General features: G+C 65.1%; 2 protein-coding genes and 1 pseudogene. 2 read left to right on the forward strand and 1 reads right to left on the reverse strand.

Annotation, left to right across the window (positions count from 1 at the left end):
- Both VJ811_RS00340 and VJ811_RS00345 read left to right on the forward strand, forming a co-directional pair.
- A pseudogene (locus VJ811_RS00340) lies at positions 1–157 on the forward strand (DUF1343 domain-containing protein); the annotation flags it as partial.
- A 14-nt stretch (positions 158–171) separates the two neighbouring features.
- Entirely contained in the window at positions 172–1,416 is a 1,245-nt protein-coding gene (locus VJ811_RS00345) for a Xaa-Pro peptidase family protein (protein ID WP_324070076.1), read from the forward strand.
- Here VJ811_RS00345 and VJ811_RS00350 read toward each other — a convergent pair.
- Positions 1,413–2,253 (reverse strand): DUF817 domain-containing protein (locus VJ811_RS00350; RefSeq protein ID WP_324070078.1); only part of this gene is annotated, 841 nt, incomplete at its 5' end. The two genes, VJ811_RS00345 and VJ811_RS00350, sit on opposite strands and share 4 nt — an antisense overlap.

Raw genomic sequence — 2,253 nt, forward strand, 5'->3', positions numbered from 1 at the left:
TACCGACGATGTGCTCGCGATCGACGTGATCAACGGCGGGCCGGGCCTGCGCGAGTGGGTCGACGATGTGGGTGCGGTTGCGGGCGACCTCGACGCGCTGGCGCTGCCCGACGAGGCGGCGTGGCGGGGAGAAATCGCCGACTTGCTCATTTATTGACGAAGGGGACGATAATGCACCGACGGCAATTTCTCGGCACTGCGACGCTGGCCGGTATCGCGGCGAATTTTCCGGCGTCGGTACTCGCGGCCGATACCGCCGGCCTCCCCAATCTTGCCGCCAAGGCGGTCCCGATCGGCAAGGCCGAACGCGTGGCGCGGATTGCCAAGGCTAAGGAGCTGATGCGCGCGAACGACATCGGCGCGCTGCTGATCGAGCCGGGGTCGAGCCTGATCTATTTTACCGGGGTGCGCTGGTCGCGGAGCGAGCGGCTGACCGCCGCGGTGCTGACCCGTGAAGGCGAGGTCGCGATCGTCACGCCCTTCTTTGAGGAACCGTCGGTGCGCGAAAGCCTGGCGGTCGATGCCGAGGTGCTGACGTGGAACGAGGATGAAAACCCGCTCGCCGCGGTCGCGGCGTGGCTCGGCAAGCGCGGGCTGATCAAGGGCCGCATCGGCGTCGAGGAAACGGTGCGTTATTTTGCGGTCGACGGGCTCGAAAAGGCGATGCCGGGTGCGACGGTCGTCAACGGCGCTTCTGTGGTGCGCGGGTGCCGGATGCACAAGTCGCCCGCCGAAATCGCGCTGATGCAGATCGCCGCCGACATCACGCTCGCCGCCTATCGCCACACCGCGCCGCGCATCGAGGCGGGGATGACGCCTGCCGACATCGGCGCGATCATGAAGGGCGCGACCGAGGCGCTTGGCGGCAAGAGCGAGTTCGAACTGATCCTGCTCGGCGAGGCGAGCGCTTATCCGCATGGGTCGGGCAAGCCGCAGGCGGTGAAGAGCGGCGAGGTCGTGCTGATGGACTGCGGCGCGACGGTGCACGGCTATCAATCCGACATTTCGCGCAGCTTCGTTTACGGCAAGGCGAGCGCGCGCCAACGACAGGTCTGGGACCAGATGCGCAAGGGGCAGGATGTCGCCTTTGCCGCGGCGAAGATCGGCACGCCCGCGGGCAAGGTAGATGACGCGGTGCGCGCCTATTATGAAGGCCTCGGCTGGGGCCCGGGCTACAAGCTGCCCGGCACTTCGCACCGCACCGGTCACGGCATCGGGCTCGACGGGCACGAGCCGGTCAATCTGGTGCATGGCGAAACGACGCCGCTTGCGCCGGGCATGTGCTTCTCGAACGAACCGGGCATCTACATTCCCGGCGAGTTCGGCATAAGGCTGGAGGATTGCTTCTATATGACCGACAGCGGCCCGAAATGGTTCAGCGAACCGCCGCCGTCGCTCGACAAGCCTTTCGGTTAGTCGGGGGCCTTTGGCCGCTGGACCAAGCTGACCAGCACGAACGAAATGATCATCAGCAGATACCAGCTGCCGAGCTTCTCCACGCCGACCATGTGCCAGCCGTCGTTCTGGCTCGGATAGGTCCAGGCGCGCGCGAAGGTGCCGATATTCTCGGCGAACCAGATGAACAGCGCGACGAGGCCCCAGCCGACGAGCAAAGGCATTCGGCGATGCACGTGTAGCGGGCGGAACCACACCTGACAGCGCCAGAAGAGCAAAGCGGTGGCGGCGAACAGGAACCAGCGAATATCGTACATCCAATGGTGCGCGAAGAAATTGACGTAGATTGCGGCGGCGAGCGCGTAGCTCGTCCACGTCGGCGGATAGCGGGTGTAGCGGAAGTCGAAGATGCGCCAGACGCGCGCGATATAGCTGCCGACCGCGGCATACATGAAGCCCGAGAAGAGCGGCACTGCGCCGATGTGGAGCAGGCTCGCCTCTGGATATTGCCACGATCCCGCGGCGGTCTTGAACAATTCCATCACCGTGCCGACGATGTGAAAGATCAGGATGACGAGCGCCTCTTTCGGCGTCTCGAGCCGGAAGGCGAGCATGGCGAGCTGGATGATCACCGCGCCGATCGTGATCGCATCATAGCGATGGAGCGGCGCATTGTCGGGCCAGAAGAGATGCGTGCCGAGCAGTAACGCAAGCATGAGCGCGCCGAACAGGCATGCCCAGCCCTGTTTGAAGCCGAAGACGAGAAATTCGAGAAACCAGCCGCGCGGCCCGGGTGTTACCGCCATCGCCTCCAGCCGCGCTCGCACGGCATGGAAGCGGCTGTGTCCGCGCTGCGTG

Source organism: Sphingopyxis sp. (assembly GCF_035250425.1).
Taxonomy (GTDB): domain Bacteria; phylum Pseudomonadota; class Alphaproteobacteria; order Sphingomonadales; family Sphingomonadaceae; genus Sphingopyxis.